The following is a 25899-nucleotide window of genomic DNA, read 5'->3' on the forward strand; positions in this document are numbered from 1 at the left end:
CTGCTGGCCGTAGGGAGTGGTCATCGAAATCCCCTCGCTGGTTCCTCGCCCCTGGCGCACGGGGCCTAGTGGGCGACCCGGGCTGAATGTACGGCATGGGTACACACCGAGCAGACCGGTGCGCGGGAGCGTACTCGGTACCACCGACGATCCGGGCCTCGGCCCGGCACTCACACGTAGAGCGAGGTGAACGGGGCGAAGGGCAGGTTACGGATGACGAACCAGACGACGAACACGACACCGAACGCGAGCGGCGTCCAGCGCCAGTGCAGCCAGCTGTTCACCGCACGGCCACGGAGCCTGCCGACCGCCCAGGCGACGGTGCTCCAGACGAGCAACAGAAGGACCACAAAGGACACCGCGTTGTAGTGCAGCGCGGCGGGGATGTCCCCGTGCAGCGCGCTGTAGACCATGCGCATGCCGCCACAGCCCGGACAGGCGATGCCCAGCAGGGTCTTGGTGGGACAGACCGGAAGCGGCCCGCCCGGAGTGGTGGGATCACCCAGCCAGAGGACGACGCAGCCGAGCCCCGCGCCGGCGGCGATGGCCAGGGGCGGCCCCAGCGCGCGGGCCTTCGCCTTGAACCCGCGCGCCGGGAATCCCGTGTAGACGGACGACGTCACGGCGTGAAGCTTCCCGCCGACGCGCCGATGATGACCATCACCACGATGAAGATGATGTACAGCAGGAAAAGAACGCCAGTGGAGATCGCTCCCCACATGGACCACTTCTTCGCGTCGTCGGCGGCCTTCTGGGCTTCGGCGTGGAAGCCCTGCGACCACAACGTCTGCACTTGGCTCGACTTCACGATCGCCACGATACCCAGCGGCAAGCAGCACAACACCGTGCAGAGGATGGCCCACACCAGGTTGTTGTCCGGCGGCGGACCGTAGTTCGGCACGCCGCCGTAGTACGGCTGCTGCGGCGGTGGCCCGCCGGGAGGCGGGTAGTTCGGGTACTGGTCGGTCATGAGGTCTCCCCCTCGATCGCCTCGATCAGCGGTAGTTGTTCACGTCGACCGAGGTCGCGAAGACACCGAGCACGACGACGAGGATGACGTACAGAACGGCGATCACGGCGCCGACGATCGCCGCGATGATCGACCACTTCTTGGCCGCGTCGGCCGCTTCCTGCGCCGCGGCGGGCTGGCCCTGCGCCCAGAGGGTGTTCACCTGGTTCGCCTTGACGATGGCGACGATACCGAAGGGCAGGCAGCACAGGATCGTGGTGAGGATCGCCCACACCAGGTTGTTGTTGGGCGGCGGGCCGGGGTTGTTGAAGCCTCCACCGCCCTGAGGGTCGCCGGAGTAGTTGGGCAGGCCCTGGTTGTCGGTCATTTACCGCTTTCCCTTCACGAATGAGATGTGGAAATCGACCCGGGCGCCGCCGCCCGATCAGCGATCACCGGAGTCAAGGGTTGAGACTCTAAGGTCACCCGTCCGGTTCCACACCATCAACCGGTCTCCGCGACCGAATCGAGACATTCCGTTCAGTCAGAAGCCCAGCCGTCGCAACTGACGGGGGTCGCGCTGCCACTCTTTGGCGACCTTGATGTGCAGGTCGAGGTAGACCTTCGAACCGAGGAGCCCCTCGATCTGCTGCCGGGCGCGGGCGCCGACGTCCTTCAGCCGCTCACCCTTGTGCCCGAGGATGATGCCCTTCTGGCTCGGTCGTTCCACATAAAGGAACGCGTGCACGTCGATCATGTCGTCCCTGCCCTCGTGGGGCAGCATTTCCTCGACGGTGACGGCGATCGAATGCGGGAGCTCGTCCCGGACACCCTCCAGCGCCGCCTCGCGGATCAGCTCGGCGACCAGGGTCTGCTCGGGTTCGTCGGTGAGTTCGCCGCCCGGGTACAGCTGCGGGCCTTCGGGAAGGTGCCGCACCAGCAGATCCGAGAGCGCGCCGACCTGGAAACCGTCCACAGCGGACACCGGGATCAGCTCGGCGAACTCCATGACCTCCTGCAGGGCGAGCAACTGCTCGGCGACCTGCTCGGGTTTCACGAGGTCCGTTTTGGTGACGACGCCGATCACCGGGGTGCGCTTGGCGATCTTCTTGAGCTCGGCGGCGATGAACCGGTCACCGGGACCGACTTTTTCGTTGGCTGGCACGCAAAGCCCGACGACGTCCACTTCGGACCATGTCGAGTGGACGATGTCGTTGAGCCGCTCGCCGAGCAGGGTTCTCGGCCGGTGCAACCCCGGTGTGTCGATGATCACCAGCTGGGCGTCGTCGCGGTGGACGATGCCGCGGATGGCGTGGCGGGTCGTCTGCGGTTTGCTGGAGGTGATCGCCACCTTGCTGCCGACGAGCGCGTTGGTCAGCGTCGACTTGCCCGCGTTGGGGCGTCCGACGAAGCAGGCGAATCCGGAACGATGCGGCTCGGCCATCAGCTCAGCACCTTGCCGCTGGGATCCGCGAGATAGACCGGGGCGTCTTCGGCGATGTCCCGCACCGCCTGGAGCGAAGCGCCGTTCAGGAGGGCGTCAGCACTGACGACGACGGCGGCCTCGATTCCTTCGGCTCCACTCGAAACGGCGGCGGCGACGGCGGCCTGGAGCGCGGTGAGCTTGAAGGACGGCTGGTCGACCGTGCTCGCCGCGTACGTGCGGCCGTCGGTGTCGCGGAGCGCGGCACCCTCGGCGGCCTGGGTGCGGGCTCGCGCGGACCTGGCCAGGGTCACCAGCTTCTGGTCCTCGGCGTCCAGCTCAGGCATGTTCGACACTCCTGTCACTTTCATCGGGCTGCGGGACCCGGGTCCGGCGCCTGCCCTGGGCAGCGTCGGTCACCGCGTCCGCGTCGGCGGGGTGGACGACCACCGTGGTGATCCGCATCCGCCCGCGCCGGTCCTTACCGCCTTCGGCGAACAGCCGAAGTCCGGCGACCTCGGCTTCGGCCCCCGGCAGCGGGACCCTACCCAGTCGCTCGGCGAGCAGCCCGCCCACGGTCTCCACGTCGTGGTCTTCGAGGTCGATCCCGAACAGTTCGCCCAGGTCGTCGATCGAGAGCCGGGACGAGACGCGGACCGCGCCGTTTTCGAGTTCTTCGACCTCGGGACGTTCGTCGGTGTCGGATTCGTCGGTGATCTCGCCGACGATCTCCTCGAGGATGTCCTCGATGGTGAGCAGGCCGGCGGTGCCGCCGTACTCGTCGACGGCGATCGCCATGTGGTTGTGGGAGACCTGCATCTCCTTGAGCAGGTCGTCGAGCCGCTTCGAGTCCGGCACGAAGCTCGCCGGGTTCATCAGCTCCTCGACCTGGCGCTGCGAGCCGCCCTCGGCCATGTACGCGGGCATGAGGTCCTTGATGTTGACCACGCCCACCACGTCGTCGACGGAGTCGCCGATCACCGGCAGCCGGGTGAACCCGGTCCGCAGGGCCAGCGCGAGCGCCTGGCGCACGGTCTTGTCGTGCTCGATCCAGACGATCTCCGTGCGCGGCACCATGACCTCGCGCGCGACGGTGTCCCCGAGCTCGAACACCGAGTGGATCATCTCGCGTTCGGATTCCTCGACGACGCCGCGTTCCTGGGCGAGGTCGACCAGTTCACGCAGTTCGACTTCTGAGGTGAACGGGCCTTCGCGGAAGCCACGGCCGGGGGTGATGGCGTTACCGAGGACGATCAGCAGCCTGCTGAGCGGGCCGAGGATCGACCCGAGGACGCGTACCGGGCCCGCGACGACCAGGCCGATCCGGTACGGGTGCTGGCGGCCGAGGGTGCGCGGGCCGACCCCGATGAGCACGTAGCTCACCACGACCATCACGCCGGCGGCGACGACCACGGCGAGCCACAGCGGCCGGACCCAGCCGAGGACGTCGACGGTGACCAGCACGGTGGCGGTCAGCTCGCAGGTCATCCGCAGGAGCAGGATCAGGTTGATGTGACGGCGGCGTTCGGCGATGACCAGCGCGAGCTGACGCGCGCCGGGACGGCCGAGCCGGACGAGACCGTCGGCACGGGCCTTGGAGACCGTGCTGACCGCCGCGTCGGCGGCCGCGAACACCCCGGCGAGCAGGATCAGCGCGATGGCGATGATCAGCAGGGCCGCGGGACTACCCATTTCGGCGCCGCCTAGGCCGGCGGTTCGTCGGCGGGCACGGCGTCGAGGCCGGCGGTTCCGAGGAGCCTGTCGTCGGCGGAGCGCTGCGCGTCACGCTTGTTGAGCGCGGCCACGGCCGCCTGGAACTCGCCGAGGATCCGCTTCTGCAGGCCGAACATCTCGCGTTCCTCGGCCGGTTCGGCGTGGTCGTAGCCGAGCAGGTGCAGCACGCCGTGCGTGGTGAGCAGGTGCAGCTCGTCCATCAGGGAGTGACCCGCCGTCTTGGCCTGGTCCTTCGCGAACGCCGGGCACAGCACGATGTCGCCGAGCAGCGCGGGCGACGCGTCCGGCGCGTCGGGGCGGCGCGACGAGTCGAGCTCGTCCATCGGGAAGGCCATCACGTCGGTGGGACCGGGCAGGTCCATCCACCGCTCGTGCAGGTCCTCCATCACCTCGAGGGTGACGAGCAGGATGGACAGCTCGGCGAGCGGGCTGACCTCCATCTTGTCGAGCGCGAAGCGGGCGGCCGACACGATGGAGGCCTCGTCGACGTTCACGCCCGATTCATTGGCGATCTCGATGCTCATGAACGGCGTTGCCCTTTCCAGCCGTTGCCTTTGTCCTGGCTGTCCTGCAGCGCCTGCCACTTCTCGTACGCGTCGACGATGTCGCCGACGAGCTTGTGCCGCACCACGTCCTGGCTGGTGAGCTGGGCGAAGTGCAGGTCCTCGACACCTTCGAGGATGTCGCGGACCACCCGCAGGCCGCTCTTCTGGCCGGTGGGGAGGTCGACCTGCGTGACGTCGCCGGTGACGACGATCTTGGCGCCGAACCCGAGCCGGGTGAGGAACATCTTCATCTGTTCCGGCGTGGTGTTCTGCGCCTCGTCGAGGATGATGAAGGCGTCGTTGAGGGTGCGGCCGCGCATGTACGCCAGCGGCGCGATCTCGATGGTGCCCGCCTGCATCAGCCGCGGGATCGACTCGGGCTCGACCATGTCGTGCAGCGCGTCGTAGAGCGGGCGCAGGTACGGGTCGATCTTCTCGTTGAGCGTGCCCGGCAGGTAGCCGAGGCGCTCACCGGCTTCGACCGCCGGACGGGTCAGCACGATGCGCGTGACCTGCTTCGCCTGCAGTGCCTGGACGGCCTTCGCCATGGCGAGATACGTCTTGCCGGTACCGGCGGGGCCGATGCCGAAGACGATCGTGTGCTTGTCGATGGCGTCGACGTAGCGCTTCTGGTTGAGCGTCTTGGGCCGGATCGTCTTGCCGCGCCGGGAGATGATGTTCATGCTCAGCACTTCGGCCGGTGACTCGTGGTCACCGGTGGAGAGCATGCCGACGGTGCGGCGGACGGTGGCCGGGTCGACCTGCTGGCCGCGGCCGGCGATGGTCACGAGTTCGGCGAAGACACGCTCCGCGAAGGCGACGTCGGCGGGTGCGCCGGTCAGGGTGACCTCGTTGCCCCGGACGTGGACGTCGGCGGCGAGGAGTTCCTCGGCGACGCGGAGGTTCTCGTCCCTCGAGCCGAGCAGGCTGAGCGCGGCGGCGTCGGGAATGGGGAATCGGGACTGCGCCGCCTCGGTGACCGCGGCCTCGTCGGTCTTCGTCGGGATGACGTCCGCGGGAACGTCGGGTCGGGCGGCTTCACCCGGTACGGTTCCGGCCACGTGGCCTCGGGCCTACTTCCTGCGCTTACGCTGCGATTTTCAACGACAGTGACAAGTTCGATGTTACTGGTTGCGGGTGTCGGCACGCAGTCCGGTTTCCGCGGGGCGCGCGCTTCAGCGCCCGAAATGCCCCAGCTGCTCGCCGCCGAGCACGTGCGCGTGCACGTGGAAGACGGTCTGCCCGGCGTCACCGTCGGTGTTGAACACCACCCGGTAACCGGACTCGGCGATCCCCTCGATCTCCGCCACCTTGCGGGCCGTAAGCGCGACATCCGCCAGCAACTGCGGATCCGCCGCCGCCAGCTCCGCCACGTTCCGGTAGCGCTTCTTCGGCACCACGAGCACATGCACCCGGGCCTGCGGCGCTATGTCCCGGAACGCATACGTCGTCGCGTCCTCGTACACCTTGTCGGACGGGATCTCCCCCGCAATGATCCGCTCGAACAACGTCTCCGCGTCACTCATTCCCCCACCCTATCCCCACGCTGAGTACGTGCGCGGATGGCCGACACACGTGATCAGACGGACGACACGCGTGATGGAACGGACGACTCACGACCGACGCGCCTCCATCTCACCAGGCGAGGGCCGCCAGGCCCTAGGCCGGTACCGAAGACCTACGCACGCTCGTTCCCCTACGCACGCTTCGCTTTGCCGCTCCGCCCGCCAACCTCCGCCGACCGCACCGTGGGGGTCCGGGGGGCTCGGCCCCCCGGGTCAACACGCGGAACCGCGCCGCGGCAGCGAATTTCGGGGCGGAGCCTGCGAAGCCCCCGAAATGAAGATGCCGCGGCGCGGTGGAGCCTGGGGGTCGCTCCACCGCCGCCGCGGCGCCGCCGGACCGAGGGGGGAGGTGCCCGGCGGGGATTCACGCGCGCGACTGGGCTTCATCCCCAGTGGCGCGCCGAAACCGTGTGTTGCGCGTCAGTTAACGAGAGTAACGGCTGTTTGCGTGATCGCGCCATAACTCGCCGCAAATTAGTGGGGTGTTTTTTCACTTCCAGCGCTCCGTGAGAACCCCCAGCGCCCCGAGTGCCACGGCGGCGGCGGTGGAGGTGCGCAAAACGGTGGGGCCCAACCGAATGGCGGTCGCGCCGGCGTCGGTGAGGGTACTCAGTTCTTCGTCGGTGATGCCGCCTTCGGGGCCGACGACGAGGAGGATGTCGCCTTGTGCCGGGAGTTCGATCTCGGTGAGGCGGGTGGTGATGCCGGATTCGAGGACCAGCGCGCGGGAAACGGTCTGGGCGAGTTCGGCGAGTTCGCGGGTGGTGACGGGTTCGGCGACTTCGGGGACGTGGGCGCGGCGGGCTTGTTTGGCGGCGGCCCGGGCGGTGGTGCGCCAGCGGCTGAGGGCTTTGTCGCCGCGGGTTCCTTCTTCCCAGCGGGCGACGCTGCGCGCGGCGCGCCAGGGGACGATGGCGTCGGCGCCGGCTTCGGTGGCGAGTTCGACGGCGAGTTCGCCGCGGTCGCCCTTCGCGAGCGCCTGGGCGACGATGACGCGCAGGGCGGGCGGTTCCTCGATCCAGTGTTCTTCGATGGCGAGGGTGAGCGCGGCGTCGCGGCCCGCCTGGACGGCTTCGACGACGCAGCGTGCCATGCCGCCTTCACCGTCTGAGAGCACGAGACGTTCGCCGACGCGCAGGCGGCGGACGGTGGCGGCGTGCCGGGCTTCCTCACCGTCGAGCGTGGTGCGCCCGGAGCCGGGCAGCGCGGCGGTGAGGAAGACCGGGAGTGTCGTCTCCGGCACGGGTTACCGGTGGTTCTTGGTGCGCAGCTTGGAGAACAGCCCGCCGGGCTTGGAGCCGTTCGAGGCGAGCGAAGGGACGTCTTCGCCGCGTTGCTGGGCGAGTTCGACGAGGAGGTCGCGCTGGGCGTCGTCGAGTTTGGTCGGCACCACGACGTCGATGTGGACGTGCAGGTCACCGCGGCCGTCGACGCGGCCGGAGGACCGCAGCCGCGGCATGCCCTTGGCGGTGAGCACGAGTTCGGTGGCGGGCTGGGTACCCGGCTCGATGTCGAGTTCGTAGTCGCCGTCGATGAGCGTCTCGATGGGCACCGTGGCGCCGAGGGCGGCGGTGGTCATCGGGATGCGGAAGTTGCAGTGCAGGTCGTTGCCCTGCCGGACGAACACCTCGTGGGGGGCCTCGTCGATCTCGACGTACAGGTCGCCGGCGGGGCCGCCACCGGGGCCGACCTCGCCCTGGCCGGAGAGGCGGATGCGCATGCCGTCGCCGACGCCCGGCGGGATCTTGGCGGTGACGTTGCGGCGGGCGCGGACCCGGCCGTCGCCGCCGCACTGGCGGCAAGGGTCGGGGATGACCTCGCCGAAGCCTCGGCAGACCGGGCACGGACGGGCCGTGACGACCTGGCCGAGGAAGGACCGCTGCACGGACTGGACCTCGCCCGCGCCGCCGCAGGTGTCGCACGTCTTGGTGCCGGTGCCTTCGGCGGCGCCGGCGCCGCGGCACAGGTCGCAGACGATGGCGGTGTCGACGGTGATCTCGCGGTCGACGCCGGTGGCGCATTCCTCGAGGGTGAGGCCGAGGCGGATGAGCGCGTCGGAACCGGGCTGCACGCGGCTGCGCGGGCCACGGCCGCGGCCGCCGCCACCTCCGGCGGCGCCGAAGAAGGCGTCCATGATGTCGCCGAGGCCGCCGAACCCCGAGAACGGGTCTCCGCCGCCGCGGGCGCCGCCGTCCATCGGGTCGCCGCCGAGGTCGACGACCTTGCGCTTCTGCGGATCGGACAGCACCTCGTACGCGGTGGTCACCTCGCCGAAGCGGTGCTGAGCGTCTTCCGACGGGTTGACGTCGGGGTGCAGTTCACGGGCCAGTTTGCGGTACGCGCGCTTGATCTCCTGATCCGTCGCGTTCTTCGCAACCCCGAGAATGCCGTAATAGTCCCTCGCCACCGTCTTCGCCTTCTCCTTCTGACTTCGACCTCAACGCCGCGTTCAGCGGCCGGAGAGGATCTGCCCCACGTAGTTCGCCACCGCGCGCACCGCGGCGATGGTGTTCGGGTAGTCCATCCTGGTCGGCCCGACGACGCCCATCCCGCCGAGCAGCATGTCGTCCATTCCGTAGCCGATGGACACCACCGAGGTGCTGCGCATCTGCTCGTCCTCATTTTCCTCACCGATGCGCACACTGATCGCACCGGGGTTGCGGGCGGCCGCCAGCAGCTTGAGCACGATGACCTGCTCCTCGAGCGCCTCCAGCACCTGCCGCAGCGATCCGGGGAAGTCCGAAACGTTGCGGGTGAGGTTGGCCGTGCCGCCGAGCACCAGCCGCTCTTCGGGGTGTTCGACCAGCGATTCCACCAGCACGGTACAGACGCGGGTGAGGCTGTCGCGCAGTTCACCCGGCGACTTCTCCGGCAGTTCGGCGACCGCCGCCGCGGCCTCGGAGAGACGGCGGCCCGCCAGCGCCCCGTTGAGCACCGTGCGCAGCCTGGCGACGTTCTCCTCGGTGATGACGTCCCCGAGGTCGACGGTGCGCTGGTCGACGCGGCCGGAATCGGTGATCAGCACCAGCATCAGCCGCGCGGGGGTGAGCGGCACCACTTCGAGGTGGCGGACGGCGGAGTTGGTCATCATCGGGTACTGGATGACCGCGACCTGCCTGGTCAGCTGCGCGAGCAGGCGGACGGAGCGGCGCAGGACGTCGTCGACGTCGGTGCCGCTGTCGAGGAAGGCCGTGATGGCCCGGCGTTCGGCCGCGCTGAGCGGTTTGACCTCGGCGATCCGGTCGACGAACAGGCGGTATCCCTTGTCGGTGGGGATCCGGCCCGCACTGGTGTGGGGCTGTGTGATGTAGCCCTCTTCCTCCAGCGCCGCCATGTCGTTGCGCACCGTGGCGCTGGACACCCCGAGGTTGTGTCTGTCGACGATCGCCTTGGACCCGACGGGCTCCTGGTTGGAGACGTAATCGGCGACGATCGCGCGCAGCACTTCGAATCGGCGTTCTTCCGCGTTGGCCACCCGCACCTCCCTCGGCTCGTCCTCACAACGAGTTTACGGAAGGCGAAGTGCCCGGGGAGCCACCGGACTTCTTTGGGGCCGTCAACCGCGACCGCGAAGGGAGCGCCGCCGCGGCTCCACGGGCCTTCGGATCACTTTCACCGACCCCCACCAGGCGAAACCCGTGACGCGGAGCACCGGCGCGCCCGTCGTCGGCCGCCGCCGCCCCGTCCCGCGGCCGGTGCCGAATCCGCCCATCAGGCCGATGCCCCGGACGTCGAGGGCGAAGTCCTCGGGAACGACGATCTTGACGCCGCCCATGACCGCCACCGCCCTGATCGTGCAAGGTCCGCCGTCGATCCGGGCCCGCCGCAGATCGAGGCGCACGCTGCCCCAGAACGCGCGGCTGACATGGTTCGGCGGCAGTGGCCCGGCGAACCGCCGCGTGGTGGCGGACATGACGGCGAACGAGCGCCGTCCGCCTTGCTCCTCGTCGCCGGCGTGGGTCAGGGCGAGCGTGCCGCCGGGGGACAGATCCGCGACGACGGGTTCGAATTCCGCGAAGGTCTTGGCCGCGTAGACGGCGGCCAGCCTCGTTTCCAGTTCACCGGCGGTGATCCGTCCCGCGCCCATGGCTTCGCACAGCAGTCGCGCGACGTTTTCGCGATCGGAATCGGCCACCCGCATCGCCGACCGCTTCGATTCTGACATGACGGCGATGCTAACCGGAATCGGCGATCGCTCCGGCCATTCCCCGGCGGCCGGACGGAAAGCCATGACCACCATGAGCGAATTCGGTTTCTCCACACTGACCGTAATGACAAACCATTTTCGCCTCATCGTCCGCCTGACAATCGCGGACGCGGACAGCCGTACCGACGCGACAATTTGACGACCGGCGATTGACTGCGCGGGCACGGAAGGGCTTACATCTAGGCATTTCTTCCACCGGCCGCACTTTCCGACCCAGCGTGGAGCGCAGTAATGACTTCTCCCTTTCGCCATACCCTCATCGCCATCTTGACCGCGACCCTGGTCGCGGCAGGCACGGCGGCGACCTCGGCGGTCGCGAGCGCGGACACGAATTCGGTGTACACCTCCTCTTCGCCACTTCCCGCCGGCGAGAACGGTGACGTGGTCAAGTCGCAGCCCTCGACCTACAACGGCGCGAAGGCGACCCGGATCCAATATCTGTCGCGGGACAACAAGAACAAGCAAGTCGCGGTGAGCGGCACCGTTCTGGTACCGGACAAGCCGTGGAACGGTCCCGGCGAACGGCCGATCGTGGCCTACGCGCCCTTCACCTTCGGCATGGGGCCGGACTGCGCTCCCTCGAAAACCCTCGCGGGTGAGGGGGCCTCGGACCTGATCTCCGGTTTCCAAGGCGGTTTCGTCAACGCGTTGCTGGGCGCCGGGTTCGCCGTGGCGCAGACCGACTACATCGGACCGTGGGTGGAGGGCGGTGGCGACCACCCGTACGTCGTCCGGTTGTCCGAGGCGCACACCGTGCTCGACGTCATCCGCGCCGCGCAGCGGCTGCCGGGAACGGGCCTGTCCGCCAAGGGCCCGGTGGGCATCGCCGGCTACTCCGAGGGCGGCAGTGCCGCCGCGGCCGCCGCCGAACTGGCCGCCACCTACGCGCCCGAGCTGGACATCAAAGGCGTCTACTCCGGCGCACCGCCCGCGGACAAGGCCGTGCTGTCGAAGTCGCTCGACGGCGGGATGTACGCCGGGTTCCTCGGTTACGCCCTGATCGGTCTCAACCAGGCCTACCCCGAGGCCAGGTTGATGGACCTGGCCAACCAGGCCGGTGCCGAGCTGTTCCTGCGGGCCCGGCAGACCTGCACCATGAACGCGGTCCTCCAGTTCATGTACAAGCAGTCCAGCTCGCTGACCAAGGACGGCAAGCCGGTGTCCGCCTACCTGACCCAGCCGCCGTTCGACGCGATCGTGGCGGAGAACCGGATCGGCACGATCAAGCCCGCCATGCCGGTCATGGTCGAACACAGCCCGCTGGACGACGTCATCCCGGCCGCCGTCGGCAAGCAGATGGCGAAGGACTGGTGCGGCAAGGGCGCCAACGTCCAGTGGAAGGACTTGACGACCTTCACTCCGTTCTTGTCCCACGCGCTGGGTATGACGACCGCGTCCGGCGACGCCACCGAGTGGCTGAAGGGCGCGTTCACCGGGCAAGCCGGCAACGGCAACTGCGGCCGATTCTGACGCGCGGCGCGACCCACCCGAGCGGCCTCGCGAGTGACCCCGGTCCGTCCTCGTGAGTGGCTAGGACGGTTAGAACCGTCTCCTAGCCACTCACGAGACCCGAGCGTCAGCTGTTGCGCGGGAAGCCGAGGTTCACCCCGCCCTGCGAGGGGTCCGGCCACCGCGACGTGACGACCTTCGTCCGCGTGAAGAAGTGGAACCCCTCCGGCCCGTACGCGTGACTGTCGCCGAACAGCGAGTCCTTCCACCCGCCGAACGAGTAGTAGCCGACCGGCACCGGGATCGGCACGTTCACGCCGACCATCCCGACCTCGACCTCGTTCTGGAACCGCCGCGCGGCCCGTCCGTCGTTGGTGAAGATCGCGGTGCCGTTGCCGTAGGGGTTGCCGTTGATCAGCTCCAGCGCCGCGTCGTAGCCCTCGGCCCGCGCGACCGCCAGCACCGGCCCGAAGATCTCGTCGGTGTAGATCGACATCTCCGGCGTGACGTGGTCGAACAGCGTCGGGCCGAGCCAGAAGCCGCCGTCCTCGCCGTCGACCTCGACGCCGCGGCCGTCGACGACGAGCCGGGCGCCCGCGTCGACCCCCGCCCCGACATAGGACTCGACGCGTTCGTGGTGGGCGGCGGTGACGAGCGGCCCCATCTCCGAGGTGGGCCGCGTGCCGTCGCCGACGCGGAGCCGCTTGATCCGCTCGGCGATCTTCGCGACCAGTTCGTCGCCGACCGGGTCGACCGCGACCACGACCGACACCGCCATGCACCGCTCCCCCGCCGAGCCGAAGCCCGCCGAGACGGCCGCGTCGGCGGCGAGGTCGAGGTCCGCGTCCGGGAGCACGACCATGTGGTTCTTCGCGCCGCCGAGCGCCTGCACGCGTTTCCCGTGCCTGGTCCCGGTTTCATAGACGTACTTCGCGATCGGCGTCGACCCGACGAACGAGATCGCCTTGACATCGCGGTGTTCCAGCAACCCGTCGACGGCCACCTTGTCGCCGTGCAGGACGTTGAGCACGCCGTCGGGCAGGCCCGCCTCGGCGAACAGTTCCGCGATGAAGACGGCCGCGGACGGGTCCTTCTCGCTCGGCTTGAGCACGACGGTGTTGCCGCAGGCGAGCGCGTTCGGCACGAACCACAGCGGGACCATCGCCGGGAAGTTGAACGGCGAGATCACGCCGACCACGCCCAGCGGCTGCGAGATCGAGTAGACGTCGACACCGGTGGAGGCGTTCTCGCTGAACCCGCCCTTGAGCAGCTGCGCGGCACCGCAGGCGTACTCGACGTTCTCGATCGCGCGCGCGACTTCGCCCGCCGCGTCGGATTCGACCTTGCCGTGCTCGCTCGTGACGATCTTCGCCAGCTCGTGGCGCCGCGCCGAAAGCAGCTCACGGAAGGCGAACAGCACTCGCGTCCGCCCGGCCAGCGACGTCCCGCGCCAGCCCGGCAGCGCCCGGGAGGCGGCCGCGACGGCGGCGTCGACGTCGTCCCGCGCGGCGAAGGCGACCTTCGCCCGCACCTGGCCGGTGGCCGGATCGAACACGTCCCCGGATCGTTCGCTCACGCCTTCGCACGGTTTGCCGTCTATCCAGTGGGTGATGCGGTCGGTCACGGGTTCCGCCCTCCTGATCGCCGGGTGCCTGCTCCCGGTCGAGTCTGGGCGCGCGCGCCACACCGACGCCATCGGCAACGTGTACGGACTCCCGGTCCCGGCCGTACAGTCTGTCTCCAGCGTTGCCGAACCGAGTGGGAGGCCGATGTACCCGACCGTCGCCGAGGTGCTCGCGCTGCCGGTGCTGCGTCAGGGCAGGCCCCATGTGGTGGCGGGGGCGGCGGGGCTGGACGCGCCGGTCCGCTGGGCGCACGTCGCCGAGGTCGCGGACATCGCCCCGTTGCTGCGCGGCGGGGAACTCGTGCTCACCACCGGGGTCGCGCTGCCCGACGACGGCGCCGCGCTCGCCCGGTACGTCGCCGATCTGGCCGGTGTCGGAGTGGCGGGGATCGTCGTCGAACTCGTCCGGCATTGGAGCGAGAAGCTGCCGCCCGCGCTGGTCGACGCCGCGGACCGGCACGGTGTCCCGCTGATCACCCTTTCGCGCGAGACGCGCTTCGTGTCGGTCACGGAGGCGGTGAACGGGCTGATCGTCGACGCCCAGGTCGACGAACTCCGCGCGGCGGAGCGGGTCCACGAGACCTTCACCGCGCTGACGGTCGCCGGTGCCGAGCCGGGAGACATCCTGCGCGAGGTCGCGAGGCTCACCGAACATCCGGTCGTGCTGGAGACGCTGTCGCACGAGGTCCTCGCCTACGACACGGCGGGGACCGACCCCGGTGAACTGCTGCCCGGCTGGCCGTCCCGGTCGCGGCCGGTGCAGGTCGGCGAGCGGACCGGTTACCACCCGGGCGCGGGCTGGCTGATCACCGTGGTCGGCGCGCGCGGGCACGACTGGGGGCGGCTGGTCGTCGTCTGCGGGGATCCGCCCCCGCACCGGCACGTCGTGGTCGCCGAACGCGCCGCGTCCGCGCTCGCGGTCCACCGGCTGGTCGCCAAGGACACCGACTCCCTCGAACGCCAGGCGCACCGCGCGATCCTGACCGAACTGCTGGCCAACCCGGTGCCGCCCGCCGAACTGACCGCGCGGGCCTCGGCGCTGGGTGTCCCGCTGACGGGACGGCTGCTCGTCGGGGTCTCCGTGCGGCCGCGGATCACCGTGACCACCAAGGCCGCGCAGTCCACCCCGGTGCTGCTGCGGGAGCTCGCCGAGGCGACCGTGCTCGCCGCCCGGCACGCCAAGGTGTCCGCGCTGGTGGCCACCGACGACACCCAGGTGCGCGCGCTGATCGCGCTGTCGCCGGAGGCCGGGGTCGACGCGGTACTGAGACGGCTGGCGAACGACGTCCACGAGGCCCGCGCCGGAGCGCCCGCCGTGGTCGCGGTCGGGACCACGGGCGGCGGGCCCGCCGACGCGCGCCGGACGCTCGTCGAAGCCGCGCAGGTGGCCGCCGCGGCGCTCGCGGAAAACGTCGAACGGGTGGTCCACCGGCTCGACGACGTCCGGTTGCGCGGACTGCTGCATCTGCTGGCGGGCGACGAACGGATCACCGCGTTCGCCGCGCGGGAGCTCGGCCCGCTGCTGAGCCGGGACGCCGCACAGGGCAGCAGACTCGTCCAGGCGTTGAGGCATTACTGCGAGCACGGCGGAAACAAGTCGGCGGCGGCCGCCGCCGCGCACACCTCGCGCACCGCCTACTACCAGCAGCTGGCCAGGATCGAGCAGGTCCTCGGGGTACGGCTCGAAGATCCGGAGTCGATGCTCTCGCTTTATGTCGCTTTGCTCGCCCACGACATTCGAAAAGCGGACGACCACACGTCCGAGTGAGTAAATCTCACCCGAGCGTGGAACACAGTGACCGGGTCACGTAAGCCGATAGGGTTGATATGGCTTTCTTCGAACCGATCGGCGCCTGCGTGCTCGCGCTGGCCTGTATGGCCCCCGCGCAACCCGCCGAATCCACGTTTCAGCTGACCAGCCACGACACCCGGGGCCGGATCGGCACCGTCTCGCTCACCTGCGAACCCACCGGGGGGTCTCACCCGGGACGCGGTGGCGCCTGCGCCAAGCTGTCCGAAGTGGACGGAGAGTTCGACCGGCTCCGCCCGGAACCGCGGGCCTGCACCCTCGAGTACGCCCCGGTGGACGTCTCCGCGGTCGGCAAGTGGCGCGGCGAGCCGGTCACCTACCGCACTTCCTACGCCAACCGTTGCGTCGCCGACGCCGAGTCGGCAGGCGTCTTCACCTTCTGACCGCTCCCCACTCCGGCGTGGTGATCGCCGGGTCTTCCCCTCGATGGCCCGGCGGCGCCGGTCACCGCGGCCTTGATCGCCCTCACCCCCACGAGGGCGATCAAGGCCGTGGTGTCACGACTCAAGAACGGGGCAGGTACCGGCACCCGATCCCGTCCTCCGCGGCGACAGGGGTCTGACGCGCGAGGGACCGGCTCAGGTTCCAATCGCGCCAATCATCTTCCGAAATTTCCCGCACGACCGGCCTGAGCACACAGGACCGCAGCGGCTCCGGAAGCCGGTCGGCCGACGGCACGACGTCAGCGGAAAACCTTGAGAGGTAACCGGTGTCGAGCGTCTTGCCGTGCGCGAGCCGGTCGATGTTGCGGTCGGCGATGAACCGTTCCGGATCGAGGACGGCCAGTCCGAGCAGCGCCGCGACGGCGGCTCCGATGGCCGCGCGCGGCAGCCATGCCGACCGCAGCGGGATCAGGGAAACGAGCACCAGCAAGAAGATCAGTCCGATCCAGAGTTCGCAGAACTCGACCAGTAGCCGCAGCACGGTGAACCCGTACGCCTGCTGGTATGTCCACATGCGACTCAACGCCGAGGCGACCAGCACCAGGCTGAGCACGCTCAGCGCGCCGAGGAGGCCGCGCTGCCAGGCCCGATCGGCCGCCGACGACTTCGGCGCCCATCGCAGCGCGGCGGCGACCAGCAGCAGGGTCAGCACGGTGATGGCGGAGAGCTGCCAGAACCCGCTCCTGGCGTATTCGGCCGCCGTCAGGCCGCTCGTGGCCAGAAGGTATTCGGTGCCGCCGAACAACACGACCAGGCGGACCACGACGAAGCTCGTGAACAGCGCCACCAGCACCCCCAGCGGCAACGTCCATTCGAGCCGGTGCGCCAGGCGTTTGCGCGCCGTGTCGACAGCAGCACTGTCGGACGGCAGCGGGGGCGCCGCCAGCAGGTAACACGCGCCGGTCACGGCCGACGCGGCCACGACGAAGAAGAATCCCCAGCGCACGAACGTTCCGGGGTTCAGTTCGGGGAGCACCGCGTCGACGACGTTCGCGAACGCGGCGTCCGCGCCCCGCAGCAGCGGCACGAACACCAGCAACAACAAGGCGCTGGCCAGCACCGGCACCAGGAACCTCGGCCTCGCGCGGCCTTCCTGCTTCTTGCCGAGCTTCGCGAGCCCGCGCCCGACCCACGGGATCGAAAGCAGCGCTTCGATCGGGACCGCGAAGACGTCGTAGATGATCGTGTTCACCGTGCGCTTCCCGACCACGGCGAGGGATCCGGCGACGAGGGCGGCCAGCACGCACAACACGTTCAGCCACACGGACGCGCGGACCATGCCGACGGCGAGCAGGCCCAGCGCGGCCGCCGCCCATACCGCGTTGACCAGACGGAAGTGCGGTTCGGCGTCGCCGCGGGCGCGCTTGTCGGCGAAGTAGACGGCCACCGCGAACGCGAGCCCGGCCACGAACCAGCCGGCTCCGGGCTCGTCCGGCATGGCGAAGGCGGCGATCAACCCGGCCGCGACCGCCGCGGGCAGGACGGAGCCGGGAAGCGGGACGATCGTCGATTTGGGCGGCACGCGGGGCCGCATCAGCACCGGGACCTGCGGCGCGGGCGGCATGGGCTTGGGCGGCAGGGCTCCGTCGGGCACGGTCGGAGCCATCGTGCTCGTCGCCCTCGGGGGCGACGCGTGCGCCTGCCGGCCTTCTTGTTCTTCGCTCATCAAGTCCTCCAGTTTGCGAAAGCACATCTCGTGAGTCAGAAGGGCGCCTTCGCCCCATCGCATGCGGGGAAAGTCCCCTTCAGCCCCTACGGAACGGGGATCACGACGCGGATGACACAGCCCGGCCGCTGCTCGGGCGTGACGACGGCGATGCTGCCGTCGTGGAGATCGACCACCCATCGCGCGATCGCGAGCCCCAGGCCGGTGCCCCCGCCGCCGGCCCGTTCGCCGCGGGTGAACCGCTCGAACACGCTGTCGCGCTCACCCGGCGGGATCCCGGGGCCTTCGTCCTCGACCTCGATGACGACGTCGGTCTCGCGGGCCTCCGCCCGCACCCGGACCTCTCCCCCGGCCGGGCCGTGCCGGACGGCGTTGTCGAGCAGGTTGACCACGACCTGGTAGAGCCTGCCGCGGTCGGCGACGGCCGTCGCGCCGGGCGGCTGGACGTCGACGGAGAAGCGCACTCCGCGACCGGTGGCCCCGGCTTCGGTGGCGACCTCCTCCAGCAGCAGTTCGAGATCGAACTCCTCCAGCTGCAACGGGAACGCGCCCGCGTCGATCCGCGAAAGATCGAGGAGTTCCGAGACCAGCCTGCCGAGCCGCTCGGTCTGCTGCAGCGCGGTCTTCAACGTCGCCGGATCGGGTTCGGCGACGCCGTCGACGAGGTTCTCCAGCACCCCGTTCAGCGCGGTGATCGGCGTGCGGAGTTCGTGGGAGACGTTCGCGATCAGCTCCCGGCGCCGCTGATCCGAGGCGTCCAGGTCCGCGGCCATCTGGTTGAAGGCGTGCGACAGCTCCCCGACCTCGTCGCGAGCGGTCGCCCGGACCCGCCGGGTGTAGTCGCCCTTGGCCATCGCGCGGGCGGCGGCGGTCATCTCGCGCAGCGGCCTGGTCATCCCGTGCGCCAGGATCTGCGAGGTCACCACGGCGAGCACCATCGCGGCGATCGTGGTCCGCGGCGGCAGCCAGCCGATCTGCCAGTTGAAGAAGGCGAACGCGATACCGCCCGAGGACACCAGCAGGATCGCGAGCTTGAGCTTGATGGAGCGGACCGGGTCGAGCGGTCTCGGGAGCGCGTCGACGACGCGGCCGAGCAGGGGGCGAAGCTTCACGATCCCACCTCCAGGGCGTAACCGACGCCGTGCACGGTGCGGATGAGGTCGGCGCCCAGCTTGCGGCGCAGCGCCTTGATGTGACTGTCGACCGCGCGGGTGCCCGAACCGGTGCCCGCGACGTCCCAGTCCCAGACCTCGCTGAGCAGGCGTTCCCTCGGCTGCACCGCCCTCGGGCGCTTCGCGAAGTGGACGAGGAGGTCGAACTCGATCGGCGTCAGCTGGGCCTGGTTGCCCGCGCGCGTGACCCGCCGCTGCTCGACGTCGATTTCGAGGTCGCCGAGGACGATCTTCGTACCGGCGTCGCTCACGTCGGTCCTGGCCGCTCGTTCGACGCGGCGCAGCAGCGCGTGCACCCGCGCCGAGAGCACCCGCATGGAGAACGGCTTGGTGAGGTAGTCGTCCGCGCCGACGCCGAGACCGATCAGCATGTCCGTCTCGTCCGAACGGGCGGTCAGCATCAGCACCGGGACCGGACGGCGGGCCTGGATCCGGCGGCAGACCTCGAGCCCGTCGAATCCCGGGAGCATCACGTCGAGCACCACCAGGTCCGGCTCGCGCTCGGCGTCGGTCTCGACGCCGGACGGGCCATCGTGCGCCAGGTCCACGGTGAATCCCTCGGCCCGCAGCCGCGCGGCGATGCTCTCGGCGATGGTCACGTCGTCCTCGACGACCAGCACCCGGCGTCCTCCCAGTTCCATGGGGATGACTGTAAGCACCGGCCGTGGAGACCATCCGGGTGAGCTGTGGAGATCCTGTGGAGATGTTTCGGCCGGTTTGCCGGATTGCAACGTCCGTGTGTGTGACGTAGGTCATGCACCGCGAGCCTTCGAGCGCAATCGACAGTCTGCGCTCCGACGCCATCAACAGTGAACAGTCTGCCAGTCCCACCCGCGCGGCGCGGGCGAGCACGATTCCGCAATGGAGCCGACGGCACGCGGTACGCAGCACGTGCATCCTGATGGCCGGGTGGAACTCGGCGAGGTCGAGTCCTTGAAGGACAGCCGCTTCTACAACGAAGAACTCGCCCCGGTCCCGGTCGAAAAGCGCACCTGGACCACGTACACCTACTTCGCGCTGTGGATGGGCATGGCGCACAACATCCCCTCCTACGCGCTCGCGGCGTCGCTGATCGCGCTCGGGATGAACTGGGTACAGGCGTTGCTCACGATCACGATCGGCAACCTGATCGTGTTGATCCCGATGCTGCTCAACAGCCACGCCGGGACGAAGTACGGCATCCCCTTCCCGGTGTTCGCCCGCGCCTTCTTCGGGATGCGCGGCGCGAATCTGGCGGCGTTGCTGCGGGCGTTCATCGCGTGCGGCTGGTTCGGCATCCAGACCTGGGTCGGCGGCGAGGCGATCTACATCATCGTCGGGCGGCTGGCCGGCTCCGGCTGGAAGGATGCCACCGTCGTCCTCGGCCAGCACTGGACGCTCTGGCTTTCGTTCGGCCTGTTCTGGCTGTTCCAGATGCTCGTCATCTGGCGCGGCATGGAGGCGGTCCGGAAGTTCGAGAACTGGACGGCGCCGCTGGTGTCGGTCGGCTTCCTGATCCTGCTGGGCTATGTCCTGGTCAAGGCGGGCGGCTTCGGCCCGATCCTGGCCGAACCCGGGAAACTCGGCTGGGGACCGGACTTCTGGAAGGTGTTCGCCCCGGCGCTGATGGCGATGATCGCGTTCTGGTCGACGCTTTCGCTGAACATGCCGGACTTCACCCGGTTCGGCGGCAGCCAGGGCAAACAGGTCCGCGGCCAGATCCTCGGTCTGCCGACCACGATGACGTTCATCGCGATCGTGGCCATCCTGACCACCTCGGGCGGCAGTGTCCTCTACGGCGAGCAGATCTGGGACCCGGCGAAACTGGCCGACCGGTTCGACTCGCCGGTCGTCGTGGTGGTCGCGCTGATCGCGCTGGTACTGGCGACGGTGTCCGCGAACCTGGCGGCGAACGTGGTCAGCCCGTCCTACGACTTCTCCAACGCTTTCCCCAAGAAGATCACCTTCGCCGTCGGCGGGCTGATCACCGGCATCATCGGCATCCTCATCCAGCCGTGGCGGCTCTACTCCGATCCGAACATCTACATCTTCGCCTGGCTCGGCTTCTACGGCGGCCTGCTCGGCGCGGTCGCCGGGGTGCTCGTCGCCGGTTACTGGGTGGTCAACCGCACGCGCCTCAATCTGCGGGATCTCTACACCGAACGCGGCGTCTACTGGTTCAACGGCGGCTGGAACTGGCGGGCGCTCGTCGCGACGCTGGTCGGTGCCGTCCTCGCGGTCGGCGGCGCGTACGGCGGGCCGTTCCCCGCCGACGGGCTGATCCCGCTCCTGAAACCGCTCTACGACTACAACTGGGTCGTCGGCCTGGCGGGCGCCTTCGTCGTCTACCTGCTGCTGGCCCTGCCCGAACGCAACCGCACCACCGAGATCGAGGAGGATGCAAGTGAGCGACCTGGTCCGAGCCGGATTGATCCAGCAGCGGTGGACGGGTGACAAGGAGTCGATGATCGCGAACGCGGTCGAAGCCATCGGCAAGGCCGCTTCGCAGGGAGCGCAGGTCGTCTGCCTGCAGGAGTTGTTCTACGGCCCGTACTTCTGCCAGGTGCAGGACACCGACTACTACTCCTACACCGAGGGCATCCCCGACGGGCCGACGACGAAGCTCATGCAGGAGGTCGCCGAACGCCACGGCGTCGTGCTGGTCGTCCCGATGTACGAGGTCGAGCAGCCCGGCGTGTACTACAACACCGCCGCGGTGATCGACGCCGACGGCACCTACCTCGGCAAGCACCGCAAGAACCACATCCCGCAGGTGAAGGGGTTCTGGGAGAAGTTCTACTTCCGGCCCGGGAACCTGGGCTACCCGGTGTTCGACACCGCCGTCGGCCGGATCGGCGTGTACATCTGTTACGAGCGGCACTTCCCGGAGGGCTGGCGCGCGCTGGGCCTGGCGGGCGCGAAGATCGTGTTCAACCCGTCGGCGACCAGCCGGGGCCTTTCGGAGTACTTGTGGCGGCTGGAGCAGCCCGCGGCCGCCGTCGCGAACGAGTACTACGTCGGCACGATCAACCGCGTCGGCGTGGAACCCCTGGGTGACAACGACTTCTACGGCCAGTCGTATTTCGCGGACCCGCGCGGCCAGCTCGTCGGCGAAGCCGCTTCCGACACCGAGGAGGAGATCGTCGTCCGCGACCTCGACATGGCGAAGCTCGCCGAAGTGCGGGACCTGTGGGCTTTCTACCGAGACCGGCGTCCCGACAGCTACGGACCCCTCGCGGAGGCGTGATGACCACCCTCATCAGCGGCGGGCGGGTGCTGTCCACGGCGGGCGCTTCGGCGGCGGACGTCCTCGTCGACGGCGAGACGATCTCGGCCGTCGGCGCCCCCGGCACACTGGGGCCCGCCGATTCGGTGATCGACGCCACCGGGAAGTACGTGCTGCCCGGCGGGATCGACGCGCACACCCATATGGAGATGCCGTTCGGCGGAACACATTCCGTCGACACCTTCGGCACCGGGACGACGGCGGCGGCGTGGGGCGGGACGACCACGATCATCGACTTCGCCGTCCAGGCCAAGGGCACGTCTCTACTGTCCACTATGGACAAATGGCACGAGAAGGCCGACGGCAACTGCGCCATCGACTACGGCTTCCACATGATCGTCTCGGACGTCAACGATTCGTCGTTGAAGGAGATGCGGGCCTGCGTCGACGGCGGTGTCGGCAGCTTCAAGATGTTCATGGCCTATCCGGGGGTGTTCTACTCCACGGACGGCGAGATCCTGCTGGCCATGCAGAAGGCGCGCGAGATCGGCGCGACGATCATGATGCACGCGGAGAACGGCATCGCGATCGACCAGCTGGCCGCGCAGGCGTTCGCCGCCGGGAAGATCGACCCGGTGCAGCACGGGCTCACCCGGCCGCCGGAGCTGGAGGGCGAGGCGACGTCGCGCGCGATCCAGCTGGCCAAGGTGACCGGGGCGCCGCTGTACATCGTGCACCTCTCGGCGTCACAGGCGCTCGCGGCGGTCGCGGAAGCGCGTAACGACGGGCAGAACGTCTTCGCGGAGACGTGTCCGCAGTATCTCTATCTGTCCATCGAGGACTTGGCGAAGCCGGATTTCGAGGGTTCGAAGTACGTCGCCTCTCCCCCGTTGCGGGAGAAGTCGCATCAGGCTGACCTGTGGCGAGGCCTGCGCACCAACGACCTCTCGGTGGTGTCGACGGATCACTGCCCCTTCTGTTTCAAGGACCAGAAGGAGCTCGGCCGCGGCGACTTCCGCGCGATCCCCAACGGGATCCCCGGCGTCGAGCACCGGATGGACCTGCTGCACCAGGGTGTCGTGGCGGGTGAGCTCACCCTCGGCCGCTGGGTCGAGACCTGCTCGACCACCCCGGCGCGGATGTTCGGGCTCTACCCGCGCAAGGGCGTCATCGCGGCGGGTTCGGACGCGGACATCGTCGTCTACGACCCGGCGGCGAAGCAGACCTTGTCGGTCGAGACGCACCACATGAACGTGGACTACTCGGCCTACGAAGGGATGGAGATCACCGGCAAGGTCGAGACGGTGCTGTCCCGCGGGCGCGTGGTCGTGTCGCCGTCCGGCTTCTCGGGCAGTACGACGCACGGGAAATTCCTCTCGCGCGATCTGAACCAGTACCTGAATTGAGGCGGTGGCCGGATGGACTTCGGGATTGTACTTCAGACCGATCCGCCCGCGCGTGACCTCGTGCGGCTGATGAAGGCCGCCGAGGACCAGGGTTTCCGCTACGGCTGGACGTTCGACTCGTGCGTGCTGTGGCAGGAACCGTTCGTCGTCTACTCGCAGATCCTCGCGGCGACGTCGTCGATGATCGTGGGCCCGATGGTGACCAGCCCGGCCACCCGGGACTGGTCTGTGATGGCGTCGACTTTCGCCACGCTCAACGACATGTACGGCAACCGGACCGTCTGCGGGATCGGCCGCGGCGACTCGGCCCACCGGGTGGTCGGCATGCCACCATCCACTTTGGCCACCGTGCGCGACTGCATGCACGTGGTCAAGGAACTCGCCGAAGGACGCGAAGTCCTGTTGCGGGGCAAGCCGGTGCAGATCCCCTGGATCCGCAACGGCAGACTTGAGATGTGGATGGCGGGATACGGGCCCAAGGCGCTGAAGACGGTCGGCGAGCACGCCGACGGCTTCATCCTCCAGTGCGCCGATCCCGCGATCGCCCGGTGGACCATCGGTTCCGTCCGTGAGGCCGCCCGCGCGGCCGGCCGGGATCCGGCGGGGATCACGATCTGCCTCGCGGCCCCGGCGTACGTCGGCGACGATCTGGCGCATCAGCGGGAACAGTTGCGCTGGTTCGGCGGGATGGTCGGCAACCACGTCGCGGACCTCGTGGCGCGGTACGGCGATTCCGGTCCGGTGCCACGCGAACTGACCGACTACATCCGCGAGCGGCAGGGCTACGACTACTCGCACCACGGGCGGGCGGGCAATCCGTCGACCGATTTCGTCCCGGACGAGATCGTGGACCGGTTCTGCCTGCTCGGGCCTTCTTCGGCGCATGTGGAACGCCTGGAGGAGCTGGCTTCGCTCGGTGTCGACCAGTTCTCGCTGTACCTGATGCACGACCAGCGCGAAGAAACCCTGAAGCGCTACGGCTCGGAGGTCATCAACCGCTGACGATCCGCATTTCGTCCTCTGAATGCGTTCTTACCGCATTCAGAGGACGAAATGCGTGGGTCAGGCGCCGAACCAGGCGGCGAGGGCCTCGCCGAGGCCGTCCGGGGCGTCGCCCGCCCAGGCGACGTAGCCGTCGGGGCGGATCAGGAGGACGTCGGCGGGCCGGTCCTCGGTCTTCGCGGTGTGGACGTCGACTCGCCCCTGCGCGAGGTCACGCAGTTCGGGCCTGCCCGCGAGGTCGAGCAGGACCGGCCGCGCCGGGCGCAGCAGTTCGGCGACGCTGGTCGGGCCCTCGTCGGTCTCCAGCGCGAGATCCGGGACGAACGTGCCGGCGAGCGCGTGCCCGGAGCCCGGCATCGGATAGCGCGTGTCGGTCCCGGCGACGTGGGAGGCCAGCCGACGCGCCGCCTGCTCGTCGTCCAGCAGTTCCTGGAAGACCGCGCGGAGCGCTTCGGCCGCTTCGTCGTGCCCGCGCCGCAACGCGACCTGCGCCCGGGACTGCAGGAGCGCACGCGCACCGGCGGCATGCCGTTCCGCGTGGTAGGTGTCCAGCAGCCCTTCCGGCGCCCGGCCCTGGATCTCCGCGGCCAGCTTCCACGCCAGGTTGACCGAGTCGGACATCCCGACGTTGATCGCCGTGCCGGTGGACGGCAGCAGGTGGGCCGCGTCGCCCGCCAGCAGGACCCGCCCTTCGCGGTAGCGCTCCGCCTGGCGGGCGGAGAACTGGTAGCGCGAGAGCCGGACCGGCTCGCCCAGCGGGACGTCGCCGCCGAGCACCCGCCGGATGCTGTCCCCGAGTTCCGCGAGGGTCATCGGCACGTCGTCGTCGACCTCGCCGGGATCGTCCTCCGTGGTCTGGATGAACACGATCCCCGGCGTCAGCGAACCGAGCGCGAACACGCCGGTGTCGGTGCGCGTGAAGCCCGCCTTGATCCGGCCCAGTTCCGGCGTCTCGATGTCGCCGTTGTCGTGGACGGTGAGCCCGTCGGGGATCTTGACCTGTCCGATCCGGTTGACCTCGGGATAGGTGGTGCCGGGGAAACCGATCCCCGCCATCGAACGGACGGGACTGCGTCCGCCGTCGCAGCCCACCAGGTACGGGGCGCTGACCTCGTACGATCCGCCGGGTCCGCGTACCTCGGCGGTCACCGAGTCCTCGTCCTGGCGCAGCCCGACGACTTCGTGCCCGCGACGCACTTCCGCGCCGAGCTCGATGGCGTGCTCCTCCAGCAGCCGCTCCAGCGACTGCTGCCGTACCGAAAGCGCCTTCAGCGGCGGCTCCTCGAACCGGGTGAGGTCCACGTGCACCCCACCGAACGGGAACCGATGCGGCGGGACGGGGTCGGTGACGAGCCCCCGCACCCGCTCCAGCAGGCCGCGATGGTGCAGCAGGTCCAGGATCTGCCCGCTGAGGCCGTGGGCCTTCGGAGTCTTCCCCTGTTCCGGCCGCCGTTCCAGGATCAGCGGGCGCGCACCGGCCAGCCGCAGTTCGGCGGCCAGCATCAGACCGGTCGGGCCGGCACCCACGATGATCACGTCGACGTCCGTCAAATCTTCACTCCTGTTCGGCCTGTTCTCGCTACGGCCGAGGATTCTGCGGCATCGCCGGGGTCTTGCCGCAAGCCCCCTGGTGCGCTATATGTTGAACATGGAGGGGCTTACCCCACCATTTTTCCGGGTACGAGCACCCGGGATCGCG

26 protein-coding genes are annotated in these 25899 nt (G+C 69.3%); 8 read left to right on the forward strand and 18 right to left on the reverse strand.

Annotated elements, in window-relative coordinates:
- Positions 1–170: 170 nt before the first annotated feature.
- The 13 genes from LCL61_RS03170 to LCL61_RS03230 all read right to left on the reverse strand — a co-directional run bounded on the left by LCL61_RS03170 (position 171) and on the right by LCL61_RS03230 (position 10381).
- Entirely contained in the window at positions 171–623 is a 453-nt protein-coding gene (locus tag LCL61_RS03170; RefSeq protein ID WP_126729486.1) for a DUF2752 domain-containing protein, read from the reverse strand.
- On the reverse strand, positions 620–970 hold the full coding sequence (locus tag LCL61_RS03175) for a CD225/dispanin family protein (protein ID WP_340685426.1): 351 nt from the start codon (positions 968–970) through the stop codon (positions 620–622). The genes LCL61_RS03170 and LCL61_RS03175 overlap by 4 nt, the downstream gene beginning before the upstream one ends.
- A 25-nt stretch (positions 971–995) precedes the next feature.
- Positions 996–1337: a CD225/dispanin family protein gene (locus LCL61_RS03180; RefSeq protein WP_340685427.1), complete on the reverse strand. Its 342-nt coding sequence runs from the start codon at positions 1335–1337 to the stop codon at positions 996–998.
- Positions 1338–1493: 156 nt separating this feature from the next.
- Positions 1494–2393, reverse strand: coding sequence for a GTPase Era (gene era, locus LCL61_RS03185; RefSeq protein ID WP_016332464.1), 900 nt, complete (start codon positions 2391–2393; stop codon positions 1494–1496).
- Complete coding sequence (locus LCL61_RS03190) at positions 2393–2719, reverse strand: cytidine deaminase (RefSeq protein WP_340685428.1); 327 nt, start codon at positions 2717–2719, stop codon at positions 2393–2395. Before LCL61_RS03190 ends, era begins: the two co-directional genes overlap by 1 nt.
- Complete coding sequence (locus LCL61_RS03195; RefSeq protein ID WP_340685429.1) at positions 2712–4064, reverse strand: hemolysin family protein; 1353 nt, start codon at positions 4062–4064, stop codon at positions 2712–2714. The genes LCL61_RS03190 and LCL61_RS03195 overlap by 8 nt, the downstream gene beginning before the upstream one ends.
- Positions 4065–4075: 11 nt before the next feature.
- Positions 4076–4630 (reverse strand): rRNA maturation RNase YbeY, encoded by a 555-nt coding sequence (ybeY, locus tag LCL61_RS03200; RefSeq protein WP_340685430.1) that lies wholly within the window; start codon positions 4628–4630, stop codon positions 4076–4078.
- Positions 4627–5712 (reverse strand): PhoH family protein, encoded by a 1086-nt coding sequence (locus LCL61_RS03205; protein WP_340685431.1) that lies wholly within the window; start codon positions 5710–5712, stop codon positions 4627–4629. The genes ybeY and LCL61_RS03205 overlap by 4 nt, the downstream gene beginning before the upstream one ends.
- A gap of 114 nt (positions 5713–5826) precedes the next feature.
- Positions 5827–6177: a histidine triad nucleotide-binding protein gene (locus tag LCL61_RS03210; protein ID WP_340685432.1), complete on the reverse strand. Its 351-nt coding sequence runs from the start codon at positions 6175–6177 to the stop codon at positions 5827–5829.
- 529 nt (positions 6178–6706) lie between these two features.
- Positions 6707–7459 (reverse strand): 16S rRNA (uracil(1498)-N(3))-methyltransferase, encoded by a 753-nt coding sequence (locus LCL61_RS03215; protein WP_340685433.1) that lies wholly within the window; start codon positions 7457–7459, stop codon positions 6707–6709.
- 3 nt (positions 7460–7462) lie between these two features.
- Positions 7463–8623: a molecular chaperone DnaJ gene (dnaJ, locus tag LCL61_RS03220; protein WP_340685434.1), complete on the reverse strand. Its 1161-nt coding sequence runs from the start codon at positions 8621–8623 to the stop codon at positions 7463–7465.
- 42 nt (positions 8624–8665) lie between these two features.
- On the reverse strand, positions 8666–9691 hold the full coding sequence (gene hrcA / locus LCL61_RS03225; RefSeq protein ID WP_340685435.1) for a heat-inducible transcriptional repressor HrcA: 1026 nt from the start codon (positions 9689–9691) through the stop codon (positions 8666–8668).
- An 81-nt stretch (positions 9692–9772) separates the two neighbouring features.
- Positions 9773–10381, reverse strand: a complete 609-nt coding sequence (locus LCL61_RS03230) for a DUF1707 domain-containing protein (RefSeq protein WP_340685436.1) — start codon at positions 10379–10381, stop codon at positions 9773–9775.
- Here LCL61_RS03230 and LCL61_RS03235 point away from each other — a divergent pair.
- Positions 10380–10562, forward strand: coding sequence for a hypothetical protein (locus LCL61_RS03235; protein ID WP_340685437.1), 183 nt, complete (start codon positions 10380–10382; stop codon positions 10560–10562). The two genes, LCL61_RS03230 and LCL61_RS03235, sit on opposite strands and share 2 nt — an antisense overlap.
- Before the next feature lie 128 nt (positions 10563–10690).
- Positions 10691–11893, forward strand: a complete 1203-nt coding sequence (locus tag LCL61_RS03240) for a lipase family protein (RefSeq protein ID WP_340685438.1) — start codon at positions 10691–10693, stop codon at positions 11891–11893.
- A gap of 106 nt (positions 11894–11999) precedes the next feature.
- On the opposite strand, the gene LCL61_RS03245 is transcribed toward LCL61_RS03240, so the two are convergent.
- Complete coding sequence (locus LCL61_RS03245; RefSeq protein WP_340685439.1) at positions 12000–13496, reverse strand: CoA-acylating methylmalonate-semialdehyde dehydrogenase; 1497 nt, start codon at positions 13494–13496, stop codon at positions 12000–12002.
- 145 nt (positions 13497–13641) lie between these two features.
- On the opposite strand from LCL61_RS03245, the gene LCL61_RS03250 reads away from it, so the two are divergent.
- Positions 13642–15264, forward strand: a complete 1623-nt coding sequence (locus LCL61_RS03250) for a PucR family transcriptional regulator (RefSeq protein WP_340685440.1) — start codon at positions 13642–13644, stop codon at positions 15262–15264.
- A gap of 59 nt (positions 15265–15323) precedes the next feature.
- Positions 15324–15689 carry an SSI family serine proteinase inhibitor gene (locus tag LCL61_RS03255; protein ID WP_340685441.1) on the forward strand — a complete coding sequence of 122 codons (366 nt, stop codon included), beginning with the start codon at positions 15324–15326 and terminating at the stop codon, positions 15687–15689.
- Positions 15690–15810: 121 nt separating this feature from the next.
- Here the strand turns inward: LCL61_RS03255 and LCL61_RS03260 are convergent, their stop codons facing one another.
- From LCL61_RS03260 to LCL61_RS03270, 3 genes are all read right to left on the reverse strand, one after another.
- A complete protein-coding gene (locus LCL61_RS03260; protein WP_340685442.1) occupies positions 15811–17415 on the reverse strand; it encodes a DUF4173 domain-containing protein in 1605 nt (534 codons plus the stop codon).
- Between the two features lie 86 nt (positions 17416–17501).
- Complete coding sequence (locus LCL61_RS03265; RefSeq protein WP_340685443.1) at positions 17502–18527, reverse strand: HAMP domain-containing sensor histidine kinase; 1026 nt, start codon at positions 18525–18527, stop codon at positions 17502–17504.
- Entirely contained in the window at positions 18524–19207 is a 684-nt protein-coding gene (locus tag LCL61_RS03270; protein ID WP_340688479.1) for a response regulator transcription factor, read from the reverse strand. Before LCL61_RS03270 ends, LCL61_RS03265 begins: the two co-directional genes overlap by 4 nt.
- A 241-nt stretch (positions 19208–19448) precedes the next feature.
- On the opposite strand from LCL61_RS03270, the gene LCL61_RS03275 reads away from it, so the two are divergent.
- From LCL61_RS03275 to LCL61_RS03290, 4 genes are read left to right on the forward strand one after another with little or no spacing between them, the layout of a single operon-like run.
- A complete protein-coding gene (locus LCL61_RS03275; protein ID WP_340685444.1) occupies positions 19449–21020 on the forward strand; it encodes an NCS1 family nucleobase:cation symporter-1 in 1572 nt (523 codons plus the stop codon).
- Positions 20971–21813: a nitrilase-related carbon-nitrogen hydrolase gene (locus LCL61_RS03280; RefSeq protein ID WP_037310537.1), complete on the forward strand. Its 843-nt coding sequence runs from the start codon at positions 20971–20973 to the stop codon at positions 21811–21813. Before LCL61_RS03275 ends, LCL61_RS03280 begins: the two co-directional genes overlap by 50 nt.
- Positions 21813–23198: a dihydropyrimidinase gene (hydA, locus tag LCL61_RS03285; protein WP_340685445.1), complete on the forward strand. Its 1386-nt coding sequence runs from the start codon at positions 21813–21815 to the stop codon at positions 23196–23198. Before LCL61_RS03280 ends, hydA begins: the two co-directional genes overlap by 1 nt.
- A 12-nt stretch (positions 23199–23210) precedes the next feature.
- Positions 23211–24200, forward strand: coding sequence for a TIGR03842 family LLM class F420-dependent oxidoreductase (locus tag LCL61_RS03290; RefSeq protein ID WP_340685446.1), 990 nt, complete (start codon positions 23211–23213; stop codon positions 24198–24200).
- 60 nt (positions 24201–24260) lie between these two features.
- On the opposite strand, the gene LCL61_RS03295 is transcribed toward LCL61_RS03290, so the two are convergent.
- The gene (locus LCL61_RS03295; RefSeq protein WP_340685447.1) at positions 24261–25751 is read right to left on the reverse strand and encodes an FAD-dependent monooxygenase; all 1491 of its coding nucleotides are present in this window, start codon (positions 25749–25751) and stop codon (positions 24261–24263) included.
- Positions 25752–25899 lie beyond the last annotated feature (148 nt).

The sequence above is a fragment of the Amycolatopsis coloradensis genome, assembly GCF_037997115.1.
Lineage (GTDB): Bacteria > Actinomycetota > Actinomycetes > Mycobacteriales > Pseudonocardiaceae > Amycolatopsis > Amycolatopsis coloradensis_A.